This window comes from Pseudomonas petroselini (genome assembly GCF_045037875.1).
Taxonomy (GTDB): Bacteria; Pseudomonadota; Gammaproteobacteria; order Pseudomonadales; family Pseudomonadaceae; genus Aquipseudomonas; species Aquipseudomonas petroselini.
In genome coordinates, this window is the sequence record NZ_CP173614.1 from 1,290,414 (window position 1) to 1,307,235 (window position 16,822).

General features: G+C 60.4%; 13 protein-coding genes and 2 tRNA genes. 11 read left to right on the forward strand and 4 right to left on the reverse strand.

Annotated features, from left to right (window positions below; translation table 11 throughout):
- Positions 1-52: 52 nt before the first annotated feature.
- Positions 53-1,987 (forward strand): methyl-accepting chemotaxis protein, encoded by a 1,935-nt coding sequence (locus ACI512_RS05980; RefSeq protein WP_405121690.1) that lies wholly within the window; start codon positions 53-55, stop codon positions 1,985-1,987.
- A 108-nt stretch (positions 1,988-2,095) separates the two neighbouring features.
- Here the strand turns inward: ACI512_RS05980 and ACI512_RS05985 are convergent, their stop codons facing one another.
- The 4 genes from ACI512_RS05985 to ACI512_RS06000 all read right to left on the reverse strand — a co-directional run bounded on the left by ACI512_RS05985 (position 2,096) and on the right by ACI512_RS06000 (position 5,170).
- Positions 2,096-3,661, reverse strand: coding sequence for an iron ABC transporter permease (locus ACI512_RS05985; RefSeq protein ID WP_236380907.1), 1,566 nt, complete (start codon positions 3,659-3,661; stop codon positions 2,096-2,098).
- Complete coding sequence (locus tag ACI512_RS05990; protein WP_236380905.1) at positions 3,661-4,686, reverse strand: iron ABC transporter substrate-binding protein; 1,026 nt, start codon at positions 4,684-4,686, stop codon at positions 3,661-3,663. The genes ACI512_RS05985 and ACI512_RS05990 overlap by 1 nt, the downstream gene beginning before the upstream one ends.
- 158 nt (positions 4,687-4,844) lie before the next feature.
- Positions 4,845-4,931: transfer RNA gene (locus tag ACI512_RS05995), tRNA-Leu, on the reverse strand.
- 152 nt (positions 4,932-5,083) lie between these two features.
- Positions 5,084-5,170 (reverse strand) — tRNA-Leu (locus ACI512_RS06000).
- A gap of 214 nt (positions 5,171-5,384) precedes the next feature.
- On the opposite strand from ACI512_RS06000, the gene rnr reads away from it, so the two are divergent.
- From rnr to ACI512_RS06050, 10 genes are all read left to right on the forward strand, one after another.
- Positions 5,385-8,021 (forward strand): ribonuclease R, encoded by a 2,637-nt coding sequence (gene rnr / locus ACI512_RS06005; RefSeq protein ID WP_064053978.1) that lies wholly within the window; start codon positions 5,385-5,387, stop codon positions 8,019-8,021.
- Positions 8,018-8,773, forward strand: a complete 756-nt coding sequence (gene rlmB, locus ACI512_RS06010; protein WP_012721924.1) for a 23S rRNA (guanosine(2251)-2'-O)-methyltransferase RlmB — start codon at positions 8,018-8,020, stop codon at positions 8,771-8,773. The genes rnr and rlmB overlap by 4 nt, the downstream gene beginning before the upstream one ends.
- A 310-nt stretch (positions 8,774-9,083) precedes the next feature.
- On the forward strand, positions 9,084-9,506 hold the full coding sequence (gene rpsF, locus ACI512_RS06015; RefSeq protein WP_003236224.1) for a 30S ribosomal protein S6: 423 nt from the start codon (positions 9,084-9,086) through the stop codon (positions 9,504-9,506).
- A gap of 28 nt (positions 9,507-9,534) precedes the next feature.
- Positions 9,535-9,765: a 30S ribosomal protein S18 gene (gene rpsR, locus ACI512_RS06020; protein WP_002551829.1), complete on the forward strand. Its 231-nt coding sequence runs from the start codon at positions 9,535-9,537 to the stop codon at positions 9,763-9,765.
- Between the two features lie 36 nt (positions 9,766-9,801).
- A complete protein-coding gene (locus tag ACI512_RS06025; protein ID WP_012721925.1) occupies positions 9,802-10,695 on the forward strand; it encodes a hypothetical protein in 894 nt (297 codons plus the stop codon).
- A gap of 18 nt (positions 10,696-10,713) precedes the next feature.
- Positions 10,714-11,160: a 50S ribosomal protein L9 gene (rplI, locus tag ACI512_RS06030; protein WP_003171376.1), complete on the forward strand. Its 447-nt coding sequence runs from the start codon at positions 10,714-10,716 to the stop codon at positions 11,158-11,160.
- Positions 11,161-11,269: 109 nt separating this feature from the next.
- Positions 11,270-12,667 carry a replicative DNA helicase gene (gene dnaB / locus ACI512_RS06035; RefSeq protein ID WP_012721926.1) on the forward strand — a complete coding sequence of 466 codons (1,398 nt, stop codon included), beginning with the start codon at positions 11,270-11,272 and terminating at the stop codon, positions 12,665-12,667.
- 96 nt (positions 12,668-12,763) lie between these two features.
- On the forward strand, positions 12,764-15,067 hold the full coding sequence (locus tag ACI512_RS06040) for a YgiQ family radical SAM protein (protein ID WP_012721927.1): 2,304 nt from the start codon (positions 12,764-12,766) through the stop codon (positions 15,065-15,067).
- A gap of 220 nt (positions 15,068-15,287) precedes the next feature.
- Positions 15,288-16,211 carry an NAD synthetase gene (locus ACI512_RS06045; protein WP_236380899.1) on the forward strand — a complete coding sequence of 308 codons (924 nt, stop codon included), beginning with the start codon at positions 15,288-15,290 and terminating at the stop codon, positions 16,209-16,211.
- Positions 16,204-16,653, forward strand: a complete 450-nt coding sequence (locus ACI512_RS06050) for a hypothetical protein (RefSeq protein WP_236380897.1) — start codon at positions 16,204-16,206, stop codon at positions 16,651-16,653. The genes ACI512_RS06045 and ACI512_RS06050 overlap by 8 nt, the downstream gene beginning before the upstream one ends.
- The last annotated feature ends 169 nt before the right edge of the window (positions 16,654-16,822 follow it).

Sequence of the window (16,822 nt, forward strand, 5' to 3'; positions counted from 1 at the left end):
TCTTTTTCGCGGTGCTATCAAATTAATGGCACCCGTGGTGGAGGGATTTCCGATGTCTGCCGTTCTCTCATTGTTACAAAGCCGTTTGTTGCGGCCGGTGTTCGTTACCCTAGGTATCGCTCTTTTAGTGCAAGTGCTGGTGGCCGTCGCTCTAACCCGGAGCACGGTCACGGCGTTGGAAGCGGATTTGGGCAATCGCCTGGGAATCGACAGCCAGAAGCTGTCCGGCGAATTGGCCCAGGCCGGCAAGGAAGTCACCTCCAGCCTGGACAGCCTGTCCACCAGCACCCGTCAGCGTCTGACGGCGGGGCTGTCGACCCGCCTGCAGGAAGAGCAGAAGCAACTGCGTGCGACCTTGGAAAAAGACCTGCAGGACTCCGCCAATGACATGGCGCAGTTACTGGCCTCAGTGGCGCCCCGCGCCATGTGGGACAGCGACGTGCCGACGTTGTCGGAGTTTGCTCGACGCGCCCAGCGCAATCCCAATGTGCTGTTTGTGGTCTACGACGACGCGGCTGGCGAGCACCTGACCCGCTACCTCAACCGTGAAAACCCGATCAATCAGGCGCTGCTGGCAAAGGGCGTCGGTGACCGTGCGCTGGATAAAGTGCTGGATGCGGCTAAGAGCGACTCTTCTGTTTACTACGTGGAAGCATCCATCAGCCCCAATGGGGTAGAGATCGGCAAGGTGCGCATGGGCGTTTCGACCGCGTCGGTTGAAGCGGATCTGCAAGCGCTCGACAAGCGCTTCGCAGCCCTGATCGCCAGCGGTGATCAACTGGTCGGCGATAGCCTCAAGGGTGCGGCAGCCGACAGCGCTGCCGCCATGGGCGCCCGTCTGCAGTCCGCCCAAGCCACCGCCACCCAGATGACCGCCAACACTACCAGCGCTGTTCAGGACGCTGCTGGCACCTTGCGCTGGCGCATCGGCATGGGGCTTGCGCTGGTCGGTCTAGGCGTATTGCTGTTGATCGCCATCGTGCTGGGCCGCCGTGTGGTCAACCGCCTGAAGCTGCTGATCGCAGCCATGGATGATTTGGCGGCGGGCGAGGGGGACCTCACCAAGCGCGTGCAGATCAGCAGCAAGGACGAAATCGGCGATATGGCCTCGGCGGTCAATCGCTTTGTGGATAAGTTGCAGCCTATCGTGCGTGAGGCGGGAGATGTGGCCCAGCGTACCGGCGTGGAAATCGGTGCAATGACCTTGCGCAATGCCGGTGCTGACGCAGCGGCCGGCTTGCAGCGTGATGAGGTGGCTGAAAGCCTGCGCGCACTGTCGCAAATGGCCGACGAGGCGCAGGCCGAAAGCCATGCGATGCAGGCGGCGTTGCAGCAGGTGGTGGATATTCGCCAGGCCACGGATGAGAACTCGCGCACGTCAGCCGAAGTCGGCAGCCTGATCGAGGCGCTCGCGGGCCAGGTGCAGGCAGGCTCTCAGGTCATCGAGCGCCTGGCTCAACAAAGTGAGCAGATCGAGGTGGTGCTGACCGTGATTCACGGCATCGCCGAGCAGACCAACCTGTTGGCGCTCAACGCGGCCATCGAAGCAGCGCGTGCCGGCGAGACCGGGCGTGGTTTTGCGGTGGTGGCGGATGAGGTGCGTGCGCTGGCCAGCAAGACGCAAAGCTCCACGGGCGATATTCAGGCGCATATCGTGGCGTTGCAGCAGGGCGCGCGCGAGGCGGTGGAAACCATCGGTAAGGCCGGGCGCCAGGCCAGCGAAGGTTTGCTGGTGCTGCGCGACAGCGTGCGCCTGCAACAGACGGTGCAGGCTTCGGTGGAGCAGGTGCATGCGGCGATTGGCTTGGCGACGCGCGCGGCTGAGCATCAGGCGCAAGGTGCGCATGCGGTGCGTGGGCGGGTTGAGGTGATCCACGCCCAGGCCGAGCGGGCTGCGCAGGCGGTGGTGGAAACGACGGCCAGTGGCAAGGTGCTGGACGGGTTGGCAGCGCAGTTGAAGGCGAGCTTGGGGCAGTTCAGGGCCTAGTATCGCCTGTACCGACCTCATCGGGGGCTGGTCCCCTCCCACAGTTGACCGAGTTCCAACGTTGGAATGCAGGCAAATGTGGGAGGGGGCTTGCCCCCGATAGCGGTTTCAGCGGCTCAAATACATCCGTGTCGTGAGCAGGTAAACCGGCAATCCCGACACCACTATCAACAGTGCCGCATACGGCGCCGCCGCCGCGAATTCCACATTCGAGGTGTGCGCCCACACAGCTGTCGCCAAGGTATTCAACCCTGTCGGACTGAGCAGCAATGTCGCCGTCAATTCCTTCATCGCATCCAGGAACACCAGCGCAAACGCCGCGCCCAAAGCCGGGAAAATAATCGGCAAGGTAACCCGACAAAACGCGCTGAACGACGACGCTCCCAGCGTGCGTGCGGCCTCTTCCAGTTGCGGCGCCGCCTTGTTCAGGGCCGTACGAATCGGTGCCTGAGCCAGCGGTAGAAACAACAACGCATACGCGATCAGCAACAATGCCGACGTCTGATACAGCGCCGGCACGTAATGCAGTGCGAAGTACACCAGCGTCAGCGCAATCACCAAACCGGGCAGCGCGTGCAGCAAGTACGGCAGACGCTCGGCCCAGATCGCCAGTTGGCCTTTGTGGCGCACCACCAGCAGCCCCACCGGCACCGCCAATACCAGGCACAGTGCGGCGCCGCCGAGCGACAGCGCCAGGGAGGACAGCAGTGCCTCGCTGATCTCGGCGACCGGGAATGCGGCGGAAGAGCCCACCGCCAGCCAATAACCGAGCATCCCCAGCGGAATGCCACTGCCGATGATTGCCAGCGCCAGGCAATAGGCTTGGCCGAGCGGTGCCCACTTGCCCAGTCGCACCTGCTCTGCATGCCGCGCAGCGCCCTGGCCGATACGAACATGTCGGCCCTTGCCGCGTACGCGTAGCTCCAGCCATAGCAGGGTCAGGCACATCATCAGCAGCACTGCCGACAGCATCGCGGCATTGGCATTGCTGAATTCCAGCTCGAATTGTTGATAGATCGCGGTGGTAAAGGTCTGCAGGCCGATGATCGACAAGGCGCCGAACTCCACCAGCATATGCAAGGCGATCAAGAGGGCTCCCGCCAGTAGCGAAGGCCACAGCAAAGGCAGCGTAATCCGAAAAAACACGCCCCAGCGATTCAGTCCCAGCGTTCGTGCAGACTCCTCCAGGGACGGATCAAGATTGCGCAATGTCGCCGCCACCGGCAGAAACACCAGCGGGTACTTGGACAGGCTCATCACCAGGATGGCGCCGCCCAGCCCTTCGAAATGGGCGCTGAGCGACACCCAGGTAAAGCTGCTGACAAAGGCGGGTACCGCAAACGGCAGGCACAGCACCACGCCCCAGATACGTCGCCCCGGCAGGTTGCTGCGTTCCAGCAACCAGGCCAGGGACAGGCCGACCACGCCGCATACCAGCGTCACGCCGACCATCAATGCCAGGGTATTGCGCAGCAGCCCGAACACATACGGCCGCCACAGCAGATGCATCGCCTCCGCCCAGCCGGCCTGCCAGGCCTTGAGTCCGACATACACCAGCGGCAGCAGGCTCAAGCCCACCAGGAGCAGGACGGGCAGCACCAGCCAGATCGACGGGCGCTTGCGCCTTGGGCGCAAACCCCCGTGCAGGGCGGAAGCGGGTCGCGATGGGTTCATCAGTTCAAGCCAACGTCACGTTCCAGGTCCAGGGCTTCTTCGGCGTTGCCCAGGTCGGCGGGGGTGACTTTCGGCGGTTGCAGCTCACTGAAAGGCTTGAGGCCGCGGTTGGATTCCATGCCTTTACGCAGCGGGTATTCCGCCGAGGTGTTGGTAATCACGCGTTGGCCTTCTTCACTGGCCATGAACGCCAGCAGTTGCTGGGCTTCCTTGGGGTGTTTGCTGGATTTCAATGCGGCGGCGGAGGACACGGTGATCAGGCCGCCAGCATCGCCGTTGGTGAAGTAATGCAGTTGGGAATCCAGGTTGGTTTTTTCCTTTTTCAGGGCAAACCAGTAATAGTTATTCACCAGCACAGTGGCCACTTCGCCATTTTCCACAGCCTTGAGGGCGACCATGTTGTTGCTGTACACCTTGCCGAAAGCGCGCAAACCGGTCAGCCATTCTTCAGCCGCCTCGCGACCGTGCAGCTTGATGATCGCCACGGCTTGTTCCTGGAAGGCGCCGCTGGTGGGGACAAAGCCGACTTTGCCTTGCCACTCGGGACTGGCGAAATCCAGAACCGACTTGGGCAAGTCTTTTTCAGCAATCAGTTTCGGATTAAAGGCCACGACGCGGGTGCGTGCGGTCACGCCCATCCAGTCGCCATGGGCGCCAACATAGTCCTTGGGCAATACGTCGAGTGTGCTGGCGTCAATCTTGGCCAGCAGGCCTTGCTCGCCGAGTTTGTTCAGCGGCGGCGACTCTTCGGTGTAGATCACGTCGGCGGGGGAGCGGTCGCCTTCTTCGACGACCTGGCTGGCCAGCTGGTTGCTGCTGCCTTTGCGCACGTTGACGTGGATGCCGGTTTTGGCCTCAAAGGCCTTGGCGAGTTCGTCGCCGACCTCTTTGTGCTGGCCGTTGTACAGAGTCAATGAGATCTTGTCGGCGGAATAGGCGGTAGGTGAGAGCAGGGTCAGGCCGAGCAGGGTGATGGTCAGGCCACGCAGAAGGGATGTCTTGAGACGGGTATCGCGGATCATCATCCGGGGTGTTCCTCACTTGTATGCAACAAATACTTACAAGGATAAACGATAAAACTTCTCAAGTGCGGACGAGGGGCAAATCGCGGGGGAAGTTTCCACGCTGAGTTTTTCAAACCCCGGAAACGAAAAAACCCGCTTTCGCGGGTTTGATCTGAATTTGGTGCCCAGGAGAAGACTCGAACTTCCACGACCTTGCGATCACCAGCACCTGAAGCTGGCGTGTCTACCAATTTCACCACCTGGGCATTATCAACAACGCTTGCGCCGTTGATGGAGCGAACTATACGGAGCGCTTTTTGATCTGTAAACCCCTGATTCAAAAAAATAAATCAAGTTTTCTGTTGAAAATCAAAGGCCTGAAACGAAAAAACCCGCTTTCGCGGGTTTGATCTGAATTTGGTGCCCAGGAGAAGACTCGAACTTCCACGACCTTGCGATCACCAGCACCTGAAGCTGGCGTGTCTACCAATTTCACCACCTGGGCAGCATCAACAACGTTGCCGTCGTCGATGGCGCGCACTATACGGAGGGGATTTTAAGCTGTAAACCCCCGCCATGAAAAAAGCCTGGAAAATTTCGCCAGTGGTCGTGCAAGGTGTGCGCTGGGGGCTTTAAAAGGCTTGTTGACGTCTGAAATTTCCCGTTTCAATACGCGTATGCCAAACTAACCCGCATATAGACAAGGTGAAAACTCTCTAATGGCCGATTGGCAGTCCCTCGATCCCGAGGCCGCTCGTGAAGCGGAAAAATATGAAAACCCTATTCCTAGCCGCGAACTGATCCTGGCGCACCTCGCCGATCGGGGTTCGCCTGCTAGCCGCGAGCAGCTGGTTGAAGAGTTCGGTCTGACCACCGAAGACCAGCTCGAAGCCCTGCGCCGCCGTTTGCGTGCCATGGAGCGCGATGCTCAACTGATCTATACCCGCCGTGGTACTTACGCGCCGGTGGATAAGCTCGACCTGATCCTGGGCCGCATTGCCGGCCATCGTGACGGCTTCGGCTTCCTGATCCCGGACGACGGCAGTGACGACCTGTTCATGAGCCCGGCGCAAATGCGCCTGGTGTTCGATGGCGACCGTGCGCTGGCACGCGTGTCGGGCCTGGACCGTCGCGGTCGTCGCGAAGGTGTGATCGTCGAAGTGGTGTCCCGTGCCCACGAGTCCATCGTCGGCCGTTACTTCGAAGAAGGCGGCATCGGCTTTGTGGTGCCGGATAACCCGAAGGTCCAGCAGGAAGTGCTGATTACCCCGGGCCGCAATGGCGCCGCCAAGGTCGGCCAGTTCGTAGAGGTGAAAATCACCCACTGGCCAACGGCACGCTTCCAGCCTCAAGGCGATATCGTTGAAGTGGTCGGCAACTACATGGCGCCGGGCATGGAAATCGACGTCGCGCTGCGCACCTACGATATTCCTCACGTCTGGCCTGAGGCTGTGCTGAAAGAAGCCGCCAAGCTCAAGCCGGAAGTTGAAGAGAAAGACAAAGAAAAACGCATCGACCTGCGCCATCTGCCGTTCGTCACCATCGACGGCGAAGATGCCCGCGACTTCGACGATGCGGTCTACTGCGAAGCCAAGCCTGGCAAGCTGCGCCTGTTCTCCGGCGGCTGGAAGCTGTTCGTCGCGATTGCCGACGTGTCCAGCTACGTGAAAATCGGTTCGGCCCTGGACAACGAGGCGCAGGTACGCGGCAACTCCGTGTATTTCCCTGAGCGCGTGATCCCGATGCTGCCTGAGCAGCTGTCCAACGGCCTGTGCTCCCTGAACCCGAAAGTCGACCGTTTGGCCATGGTGTGCGAGATGACCATCTCGAAAACCGGCGAAATGACCGATTACCAGTTCTACGAAGCGGTGATCCATTCCCAGGCGCGCCTGACCTACAACAAGGTCAGCACCATCCTGGAACAGCCAAAAACCAGCGAAGCCAAAGCGCTGCGTGGCGAGTACGGGCATGTCGTGCCGCACCTCAAGCAGCTTTACGCTTTGTACAAAGTCTTGTTGGGCGCACGTCATGTGCGGGGTGCGATCGATTTTGAAACCCAGGAAACCCGGATTGTCTTCGGTTCCGAGCGCAAAATCGCCGCCATCACCCCGACCACGCGCAACGACGCACACAAGCTGATCGAGGAATGCATGCTGGCGGCCAACGTGGCCACCGCTGAATTCCTGAAGAAGCACGAGATCCCTGCGTTGTACCGTGTACACGACGGTCCGCCGCCGGAGCGTCTGGAAAAACTGCGTGCGTTCCTCGGTGAGCTTGGCCTGTCCCTGCACAAAGGCAAGGACGGCCCGACGCCGAAGGATTACCAGGCATTGCTGGCGAGCATCAAGGACCGTCCGGATTACCATGTGATCCAGACCGTCATGCTGCGCTCCCTGAGCCAGGCGGTGTACAGCGCTGACAACCAGGGCCACTTCGGCCTGAATTACGAGGCGTACACCCACTTCACCTCGCCGATTCGCCGTTACCCGGATCTGCTCACGCACCGCGCGATCCGCAGCGTGATCCACTCCAAGCAGAACACCCCGCACGTCCAGCGCGCCGGTGCCATGACCATTCCGAAGGCACGGATCTATCCGTACGACGAAGCGGCCCTGGAACAGTTGGGCGAGCAGTGCTCCATGAGCGAGCGCCGCGCCGATGAAGCCACCCGTGACGTCGTGAACTGGCTCAAGTGCGAGTTCATGAAAGACCGCGTGGGCGAGTCGTTCCCAGGTGTGATCACAGCCGTGACCGGCTTTGGTCTGTTCGTCGAGCTGACCGATATCTACGTCGAGGGTCTGGTGCATGTCACCGCCTTGCCGGGCGACTACTACCACTTCGACCCTGTGCATCACCGCTTGGCGGGCGAGCGCACCGGTCGCAGCTTCCGCTTGGGCGACACGGTTGAAGTGCAGGTCATGCGCGTCGACCTCGACGAGCGCAAGATCGATTTCGGCATGCCTGATAAACCCGCCGAAGCGCCGAACAGCCGTAAAAAGCGTGGCAGCGAACCTGCTGCGCCAGCCAGCAAAGGCAAGGGCGCTCCTGTGAAAGCAGCGGCTGCCGAGCCTGCGCCAGCCAAGGCCGGTCGTCGTTCTTCTGCCAAGGACAAGGCCCCAGAAGCCTACCGCCCAAGCGACGCAGCGGCGAAGAACGCCGAGCTGCGCAAGAGCCGTGAGTTGAAGCAGCAGTTGCTCAACGAAGCCAAAAGCGGTGGTAAAGCGGCGTCTGGGGGAAAGTCCCGCGAGGCGGAAAAACCGTCGAGCAAGCCAAGTAAACACCGTAAAGGCCCGCCCAAGGCGGGTTCGGCTCCCGCGAAAAGCGGCGGGTCGCGCAAACCTAAGGCCAAGTCATGAGTCTGGAAAAAATCTACGGCGTACACGCCGTAGAAGCACTGCTGCGTCACCACCCTAAACGCGTCAAGCAAGTGTGGTTGGCAGAAGGTCGCAGCGAGCCGCGCGTGCAAGCGCTGGTCGAGTTGGCCACCCAAAACAAAGTTGCCATCGGCCAGGCCGAGCGTCGTGAAATGGACGTGTGGGTTGAAGGCGTTCACCAGGGTGTGGTGGCGGACGTCAGTCCTAGCCAGGTCTGGGGCGAAGCCATGCTCGACGAGCTGCTCGACCGCACCGAAGGCGCGCCGCTGTTGCTGGTGCTGGACGGCGTGACCGACCCGCACAACCTCGGCGCCTGCCTGCGTTCGGCGGATGCTGCCGGCGCGTTGGCGGTGATCGTGCCTAAAGACAAGTCGGCGACCCTGACGCCGGTTGTGCGTAAAGTCGCCTGCGGTGCGGCCGAAGTGATTCCGCTGGTCGCCGTGACCAACCTGGCGCGCACCCTGGAGAAGCTCCAGCAACGCGGCCTGTGGGTCGTGGGCACGGCGGGGGAGGCTGAGGTCAGCATTTATGACCAGGACCTCACCGGCCCGACCATCCTGATCATGGGTGCAGAAGGCAAGGGCATGCGTCGCCTGACCCGCGAGCATTGCGACTACCTGGTGCATTTGCCGATGGCCGGCAGTGTCAGCAGCCTCAACGTGTCGGTCGCGACCGGCGTGTGCCTGTTCGAAGCCCGGCGCCAACGGGGTGCCAAGGCCAAGACCAAGAAGTAGTCAGGCCTGGCGCAAGACTCAATGTGGGAGGGGGCTTGCCCCCGATAGCGGTGTCTCGGTTGCAGATAATGTGGCTGATCCTCCGTAATCGGGAGCAAGCCCCTTCCCACATTTGCGTTTGTGGTGTTTGGGGGGGGATTGTTCAAATAATCACCAATCACCTTGCGCGCTTCCTCCCCCTTCTCTACAATTGCGCCCCTTGCCTTCCTGGCGGGCACCGATGTGCCTCCCTGCGGCAAGATCCATAAGTGTCATTCACTCCTTGTCTGACCGTTTTTGAGCGGCAGGCTACAACCCGTAAGGAGCATTCATGCGTCATTACGAAATCATCTTTTTGGTCCACCCGGATCAAAGCGAGCAAGTCGGCGGCATGGTTGAGCGTTACACCAAGCTGATCGAAGAAGACGGCGGCAAAATCCACCGTCTGGAAGATTGGGGCCGTCGTCAACTGGCCTACGCAATCAACAATGTTCACAAGGCTCACTACGTGATGCTGAACGTTGAGTGCACTGGCAAGGCCCTGGCCGAGCTGGAAGACAACTTCCGCTACAACGATGCAGTGATCCGTAACCTGGTCATCCGTCGCGAAGAAGCCGTTACCGGCCAATCCGAGATGCTCAAGGCTGAAGAAAACCGCAGTGAGCGCCGTGAGCGTCGCGACCGTCCTGAGCACGAAGGCGCTGATAGCGCTGACAGTGATGACAGCGACAACAGCGATAACGCTGACGAGTAATCCACGGACCTTTTAAGGAGCCTATCAAATGGCACGTTTCTTCCGTCGTCGTAAATTCTGCCGCTTCACCGCTGAAGACGTGAAAGAGATCGATTACAAAGATCTCAACACTCTGAAAGCCTACGTATCCGAGACCGGCAAAATCGTTCCAAGCCGTATCACCGGTACCAAAGCACGTTATCAGCGTCAGCTGGCCACCGCTATCAAGCGCGCCCGCTTCCTGGCCCTGCTGGCCTACACCGACAGCCACGGCCGCTGAGACCGGGCAGTCGACAAGTAGTAAGGGATTGAATGCATGCGCGCCTTAGCTGAGTTCATCATGCGCGGTCGCGTGCAGGCCACTCTGGTAGTGGCTGGATGTGCAGCATTGCCGTTGTTGTATTGGTTGGGTGCTGCCGCTGGATGCCTTGTGCTCCTGCGGCGCGGTTTGCGGGACGCCTTTGGCGTCCTGGCCCTGGGGTTGCTGGCCGCCTTGATCTGGTGGCTGCAATTGGGCGAACCCAAGGTACTTTTGGTACTGCTGGGGTCGTCGAGCCTTGCGTTGGTTTTACGCGCAAGTGAGTCCTGGGTCCGCACGCTGCTGGTCAGCGTGGCATTGGGGTTGGTGTTTTCGGTGTTGATTGACGCGGCTTTCCGCCCGCAAATCGAGGCGCTGTCGCAAGAGATCGTCAAGATCCTGCCGATGGCCCTCGGGGAACTCTACCAGCAGCTGTCGGTAGAAGAGCGAGCGCGACTGGCAACACTGATTGCACCGGCCCTGATCGGCCTGATGGCGGTAATGATGCAGATCGTCAGCGTGCTGAGCCTGATGCTTGGGCGATATTGGCAGGCGTTGTTGTACAACCCGGGTGGTTTTGGTCGCGAATTTCGCAGTATCAGAATCCCCGTGGGCCCGGCGATGTTGCTGCTGGCTCTCATGGTTATCGGGCCGAACCTCGGTTCGCAGATGGCCTTGATGGTGCTGTTTTGCAGCGTACCGCTGGTGTTTGCCGGGCTGGCCCTGATTCATGGGCTGGTCGCGCAGAAGCGCCTGGCCAAGTTTTGGCTGGTGGGGATGTACGTAACGATGTTGCTGTTCATGCAGCTGATCTATCCGTTACTCGTGGTTCTGGCCATTGTCGACGGCCTGATTGATTTTCGCGGTCGTCTGGCGCCGAAAGACGCCGATAACGCGAACGGTGAAGGTTAAAAGTTAGAGGATTTTCACATGCAACTGATCCTTCTGGAAAAAGTCGCCAACCTGGGCAACCTGGGCGACAAAGTGAACGTTAAGGCCGGTTACGGTCGTAACTACCTGCTGCCTTACGGCAAAGCCACCGCTGCAACCGCTGCCAACCTGGCTGCGTTTGAAGAGCGTCGTGCTGAGCTGGAAAAAGCAGCAGCAGACAAAAAAGCTTCGGCCGAAACTCGCGCTGCCCAACTGGCTGAGCTGGAAGTGACTATCACTGCCACCGCCGGTGACGAAGGCAAGCTTTTCGGTTCGATCGGCACCCACGACATCGCTGATGCACTGACCGCCTCCGGCGTTGAAGTGCAGAAGAGCGAAGTTCGTCTGCCGAACGGCACCATCCGCAACGTAGGCGAATTCGACGTAGCCGTGCACCTGCACGCCGAAGTTGAAGCCACCGTACGCGTTGTCGTGGTAGCAGCTTAAGCAGCACTAACTGACTGGCACCTCGCGTGTCAGGCAGTTAACATCGGGCACGATCCTGTTTACAGGTCGTGCCTTTTGTTTTTCTACACACCCCTAATTCCAAGTGGCCATGAACGATATTTCAGCTCCTGAGCAATACGATCTGCAAACCGCTGCCCTGAAGGTGCCGCCGCATTCCATCGAGGCCGAACAGGCCGTGCTCGGTGGTTTGATGCTGGACAACAACGCCTGGGAACGCGTGCTGGATCAAGTCTCGGACGGTGATTTCTATCGTCATGACCACCGCCTGATCTTCCGGGCCATCGCTAAGCTGGCCGACCAGAACTCGCCGATCGACGTGGTGACGCTGGCCGAGCAGTTGGACAAGGAAGGCCAGACCTCCCAAGTTGGCGGCCTGGGCTATCTGGGCGAACTGGCGAAAAACACGCCCTCTGTCGCCAACATCAAGGCCTATGCCCAGATTGTCCGTGAGCGGGCCACCCTGCGGCAGTTGATCGGCATCAGCACCGAGATCGCCGACAGCGCCTTCAACCCCGAAGGCCGCACCGCCGCCGAGATCCTCGACGAAGCCGAGCGCCAGATCTTCCAGATCGCCGAAGCGCGCCCGAAAACCGGCGGCCCGGTCAGCGTCAACGACCTGTTGACCAAGGCCATCGACCGCATCGATACGCTGTTCAACACCGATGCCGCGATTACCGGGATTTCCACCGGTTATGCCGACCTGGACGAGAAAACCAGTGGCCTGCAGCCTTCCGACTTGATCATCGTCGCCGGCCGTCCGTCCATGGGTAAGACCACCTTTGCGATGAACCTGGTGGAAAACGCCGTATTGCGCAGCGACAAGACCGTCCTGGTGTACTCCCTCGAGATGCCAGGTGAATCGTTGATCATGCGGATGCTCTCGTCCCTGGGCCGTATCGACCAGACCAAGGTGCGTTCCGGCCAGTTGGAAGACGACGATTGGCCGCGCCTGACGTCGGCGGTCAACCTGCTCAACGATCGCAAGTTGTTTATCGATGACACCGCCGGTATCAGCCCCTCGGAAATGCGCGCGCGCACCCGCCGCCTGGTGCGTGAGCACGGCGACATCGCGCTGATCATGATCGACTACCTGCAGTTGATGCAGATCCCGGGCTCCAGCGGTGACAGCCGGACCAATGAAATTTCCGAAATTTCCCGGTCCCTCAAAGCCCTGGCCAAGGAATTCAACTGCCCGGTGGTGGCGTTGTCGCAGCTCAACCGTTCCCTGGAACAACGTCCCAACAAGCGCCCGGTGAACTCCGACTTGCGGGAATCCGGAGCGATCGAGCAGGACGCCGACGTGATCATGTTCGTGTACCGCGACGAGGTGTACCACCCCGAGACCGAGCACAAGGGCATCGCCGAGATCATCATCGGCAAGCAGCGGAACGGCCCCATCGGGTTTATCCGGCTGGCCTTCATTGGTAAGTACACCCGCTTCGAAAACCTTGCGCCGGGCAGCTACAACTTCGACGACGACGAGTAACCCGTCTGCTCAATTCCGACCATTACCGTCGGAATTGGTCAAAATTTGTGCTATATTCCGCGCCCGCGATTTTTCATCTCAACACCGGTCACCGTCATGCAAACAGCCAAGCCGTTATTTGACTATCCCAAGTACTGGGCCGAATGTTTCGGTCCTGCGCCATTCCTGCCGATGAGCAGGGAGGAGATGGATCAGCTTGGCTGGGATTCCTGCGACATCATCATCGTCACCGGTGATGCGTACGTTGACCATCCGTCGTTCGGCATGGCGATCATCGGCCGGCTGCTGGAGTCCCAGGGCTTCCGCGTCGGGATCATTGCGCAGCCGAACTGGCAGTCCAAAGACGACTTCATGAAGCTCGGCGAGCCGAACCTGTTCTTCGGTGTCGCGGCCGGCAACATGGACTCGATGATCAACCGCTACACCGCCGACAAGAAAATCCGTTCCGACGACGCCTACACCCCCGGCGGCATGGCCGGCAAACGCCCGGACCGCGCGAGCCTGGTGTACAGCCAGCGTTGCAAGGAAGCCTACAAGAACGTGCCGATCGTACTCGGCGGCATCGAAGCCTCCCTGCGCCGCATCGCCCACTACGACTACTGGCAGGACCGTGTGCGCAACTCGATCCTGATCGATGCCACCGCCGATATCCTGCTGTACGGCAACGCCGAGCGCGCTATCGTCGAAGTTGCCCAGCGCCTGTCGTGGGGCCACAAGATCGAAGACATCACCGACGTGCGCGGCACCGCGTTCATTCGTCGTGATACGCCTGCCGGTTGGTACGAAGTGGACTCCACGCGTATCGACCGTCCGGGCAAGGTCGACAAGATCATCAACCCGTACGTCAACACCCAGGACACCCAGGCCTGCGCCATCGAGCAGGAAAAGGGTCCGGTTGATGATCCGGAAGAAGCCAAGGTCGTGCAGATCCTGGCCAGCCCGCGCATGACCCGCGACAAGACCGTGATACGCCTGCCATCGGTGGAAAAAGTCCGTGGTGATGCGGTGCTCTATGCCCACGCCAACCGCGTGCTGCACCTGGAAACCAACCCAGGCAACGCCCGCGCCCTGGTGCAGAAGCACGGTGAAGTCGACGTGTGGTTCAACCCACCACCGATTCCGATGACCACCGAAGAAATGGACTACGTGTTCGGCATGCCTTACGCCCGCGTCCCGCACCCGGCGTACGGCAAGGAAAAAATCCCGGCCTACGACATGATCCGTTTCTCGGTGAATATCATGCGTGGCTGCTTCGGCGGCTGCACGTTCTGCTCGATCACCGAGCACGAAGGTCGCATCATCCAGAACCGTTCCGAAGAGTCGATCATTCGCGAAATCGAAGAGATCCGCGACAAGGTCCCAGGTTTTACCGGCGTGATCTCCGACCTCGGCGGCCCGACCGCGAACATGTACCGCATCGCCTGCAAGAGCCCTGAGATCGAATCCGCGTGCCGCAAGCCGTCGTGCGTATTCCCTGGCATCTGCCCGAACCTGAACACCGACCACTCGTCGTTGATCCAGCTGTACCGCAGCGCTCGTGCATTGCCGGGTGTGAAGAAGATTCTGATCGCCTCCGGCCTGCGCTACGACCTGGCCGTTGAGTCGCCGGAGTACGTCAAAGAGTTGGTCACCCACCACGTCGGTGGCTACCTCAAGATCGCCCCGGAACACACCGAGGAAGGTCCGCTCAACCAGATGATGAAGCCGGGCATTGGCAGCTATGACAAGTTCAAGCGCATGTTCGAGAAGTACACCAAGGAAGCGGGCAAGGAGCAGTACCTGATTCCTTACTTCATCGCCGCCCACCCGGGCACCACCGATGAAGACATGATGAACCTGGCCCTGTGGCTCAAGGGTAACGGCTTCCGCGCCGACCAAGTGCAGGCGTTCTACCCGTCGCCGATGGCCACTGCCACCGCGATGTACCACTCGGGCAAGAACCCGCTGCGCAAGGTCACCTACAAGAGTGACGCGGTGACCATCGTCAAGAGCGAAGAACAGCGCCGTCTGCACAAGGCCTTCCTGCGCTACCACGACCCGAAAGGCTGGCCGATGCTGCGTGAAGCGTTGACCCGCATGGGTCGCGCCGACCTGATCGGGCCGGGTAAGGACCAGTTGATCCCGCTGCACCAGCCGTCTACGGACAGCTACCAGAGCGCGCGTCGTAAGAACTCGACGCCGGCCGGCAGCCACAAAGTGGCCAAGGAAACGACGACCAAGATCCTCACCCAGCACACTGGCCTGCCACCTCGCGGCAGCGATGGCAGCAACCCGTGGGACAAGCGGGAACAAGCCAAGGCCGCGGCCCAGGCGCGCAACAAGCAGGCAGCCAAAGAGCGCACTGATGCGGCCAAGGGCAAGGGCGGCAAGCCTGCGCGCAAGCCGGTCGTGCCGCGTTGAGTCCAGCCTGAACATGCCAAACGCCAGCCTCGTGCTGGCGTTTTGCTTTCTAGTCGATGGGTAGCCTGTTTGTTAAGGTGGCGGCCATTGAATCGCTATCGGGGGCAAGCCCCCTCCCACATTCGACCGCATTCTCATGCTGGAACTCGGTCAACTGTGGGAGGGGGCTTGCCCCCGATGAGGCCCCACCGGCCACTATCACTTTCAAGGAAGAACACCCATGGGCAACCCCCTGGCCGGCATCGGCATGGACACCAACCGCTCGCAGTTCATGGCGCGCCAGCGCATTGAAAGCCAGATCAACCTGCCGCGCCTGTTCGCCGCCATCGATGCCGACCCCGGCATTGTTGGTGCGGGTGTTGTGTATATCGACGCTGATTTCAACGTGGTCACCCTGCGCGAATTCCAGCCGATCTGCAGCATTGCCCCCAAACGCATTATTTTGCGTGAGGCGCAGAAATACATCGCCCCGGCGCAGTTTGCGCAACAGGTGCAGGACAATCCCCGCGAATCGCGCCTGGTGGGAGAGGCGATCAACACCTCCCTATCCTGTGCAGGCGCGATCCTCGGTTGGCTTGTGGTGCTCAGCGGCACAGTCGCCGTGCCGTTCACGGCGGGCGCGAGCAGCGTGGTGACGGTGATCGGCTATACCGCTGCCACCGCCAGCACACTCCAGTGTTTTGCCAGTGGCTATCGCGTCAGCAATGAGATCAGTAATCCCGCCAAAAATGACAAGCTCGACAGCTCGGAGTGGTATCAGTACACGATGATCGCGCTGGATGCTGCGTCTTTGATCGGGGTCGGTGCCTCGACGTTGACCACGGTAAAACTGGTGCGGTTGAACCAGGCCACCACCGGTAAAAGCGTGAGGGAAGTGCTGCGCGGATTGAACCGGCAAGAGCGTGCCAAGCTGACGAAGGAGCTGCTCAGCATCCAGGATCCGCGCATGAGCGCCAAAATGCTCAAGTTGAAACAGTTGTCCGGCGAGGCGACCAAGCGTTTCACGCCGGCGCAGGTCAAGCATGCAACGGTGACCCAGATACAGGATGCCCTTAGCGCTGCCATCGGGTTTACCGGCAGTGCGCTTTCGGGGAATGTGCGCACCATTGCCGTGGGGTTGTATGAGGAAATGAGCGATGAATGAGCTGCCCAGCATTCGTAGTTTTCTGGCGCACTATTTTCCGGTCTTCATGGGCGCGATTTTCGCGGCCGTGTTTAGCCTGGTGTTTGCGGTGCCGCTGATTGTCGACAGTTATTTCCCACGCTTGCCGCTGGACGATAACCTCCAGTATTCCTTCCTGGGTGGCCTCGCGCTGACGTGGGGCATCGTGCAGTGCAATTTCATGATCGCGCGCGGGCGGCCGAAGTGGGTCTGGCCGCTGGTGATGCTGCTCGCGCTTTGTGTTCTGGCGGCGCTGCCCACTATCGCCTTTGGTCCGCATTGGCTGTCCTATGGCTTGAGCGTGTTGTTCCCCCTGCTGGGATTGCTGTTGCTCAACAGCAGGCGTCACCGCGAAATGCGCCAGAAACTGGTTGAAGTGCGACGGCTGCGCCAAGCCATCATTGCAACGCACAAAGCGCGCTAGCTGGGTAGATTCACCACTGATCCTCACACGCACGCCACAAATATGTGCGTTACTTGCACCATGGCACCCCCCGCTGGCGCCGTTTTGGTGCTGTACTGCACCGGGTCTTACGATAAAGCGCAACGACGGCCGCTCTGGCATAAGTCTTGCGCGGTTTGTGTCCATGCCC

Bases quoted from the DNA above. Each gene is read 5' to 3' on its own strand.
- ACI512_RS05980 (WP_405121690.1), top strand. From the start codon at position 53: ATGTCTGCCGTTCTCTCATTGTTACAAAGCCGTTTGTTGCGGCCGGTG.
- ACI512_RS05985 (WP_236380907.1), bottom strand. From the start codon at position 3,661: ATGAACCCATCGCGACCCGCTTCCGCCCTGCACGGGGGTTTGCGCCCA.
- ACI512_RS05990 (WP_236380905.1), bottom strand. From the start codon at position 4,686: ATGATGATCCGCGATACCCGTCTCAAGACATCCCTTCTGCGTGGCCTG.
- rnr (WP_064053978.1), top strand. From the start codon at position 5,385: ATGGCCGATTGGCAGTCCCTCGATCCCGAGGCCGCTCGTGAAGCGGAA.
- rlmB (WP_012721924.1), top strand. From the start codon at position 8,018: ATGAGTCTGGAAAAAATCTACGGCGTACACGCCGTAGAAGCACTGCTG.
- rpsF (WP_003236224.1), top strand. From the start codon at position 9,084: ATGCGTCATTACGAAATCATCTTTTTGGTCCACCCGGATCAAAGCGAG.
- rpsR (WP_002551829.1), top strand. From the start codon at position 9,535: ATGGCACGTTTCTTCCGTCGTCGTAAATTCTGCCGCTTCACCGCTGAA.
- ACI512_RS06025 (WP_012721925.1), top strand. From the start codon at position 9,802: ATGCGCGCCTTAGCTGAGTTCATCATGCGCGGTCGCGTGCAGGCCACT.
- rplI (WP_003171376.1), top strand. From the start codon at position 10,714: ATGCAACTGATCCTTCTGGAAAAAGTCGCCAACCTGGGCAACCTGGGC.
- dnaB (WP_012721926.1), top strand. From the start codon at position 11,270: ATGAACGATATTTCAGCTCCTGAGCAATACGATCTGCAAACCGCTGCC.
- ACI512_RS06040 (WP_012721927.1), top strand. From the start codon at position 12,764: ATGCAAACAGCCAAGCCGTTATTTGACTATCCCAAGTACTGGGCCGAA.
- ACI512_RS06045 (WP_236380899.1), top strand. From the start codon at position 15,288: ATGGGCAACCCCCTGGCCGGCATCGGCATGGACACCAACCGCTCGCAG.
- ACI512_RS06050 (WP_236380897.1), top strand. From the start codon at position 16,204: ATGAATGAGCTGCCCAGCATTCGTAGTTTTCTGGCGCACTATTTTCCG.